The sequence below is a fragment of the Oleiphilus sp. HI0123 genome, assembly GCF_001635315.1.
This window is the reverse complement of the sequence record NZ_LWGE01000615.1, coordinates 1-652: the sequence shown is the minus strand read 5'-3', so window position 1 is coordinate 652 and position 652 is coordinate 1. Positions and strand designations below refer to the sequence as shown.

General features: G+C 48.6%; 2 protein-coding genes. Both read right to left on the bottom strand.

From position 1 onward, the window contains the following. Positions 1-323: hypothetical protein (locus A3761_RS26125; RefSeq protein WP_197472856.1), on the bottom strand; the 323-nt coding region annotated here is incomplete at its 3' end. After that, positions 293-652: hypothetical protein (locus tag A3761_RS27075; RefSeq protein WP_197472855.1), on the bottom strand; the 360-nt coding region annotated here is incomplete at its 5' end. The genes A3761_RS26125 and A3761_RS27075, both read right to left, overlap by 31 nt.

Sequence of the window (652 nt, the reverse complement as noted above, 5' to 3'; positions counted from 1 at the left end):
TTGAGCACGCTTGGCAGCGCAATAAGTCGTTCATTTGCTTTGAGATGTTGATGGGGAATTAGCGCTTTTGTCAACGGCCATTGACCGTCATGATCCTCGGTAAAACAACGATTAAGTAACTGAGTGATCCGGCCAGGGGATAAGGCGACACGCTCTGCTACGTGGTTAAGTGCGTCGCCATTTAGTACGCAACAAGCTACTTGTTGGTTACGTAGGAACGTACTTCGCACAGAAACCGGTAAGGCATCGACCTCAACCAATGGCCAATTATTGTAATCGTAGTAGTGCGGCGCTAGCGCGAGGGCATGTCGCCAACGGGACATCGGGATAACTCCAGATCATAACTGAGTCGACATTGGGTTAAATTCCCCTGAATTTTGCCGCGATGAAGTAGCCTGAATAAGGCAACTTCACTCATTGCGCGCGATTCACGGTCCAAAGGGTGTAACCAGTGACGTAAGGGGAAGGTCTGGCCTAGGGGCCACTCAAGCAGAATATTTAATTCGTGGTTGTCGGTGTTTACATGACGCGCACGATATAGCACGCGAACGATACGCCACCAATTTAATGCTTCCGTTTCACGTTCACGGGCTGATTCGTTGGCAATAAGTTCAAAGATTAGATTATGTAACTGGCAGAATGCTTTGAGTGC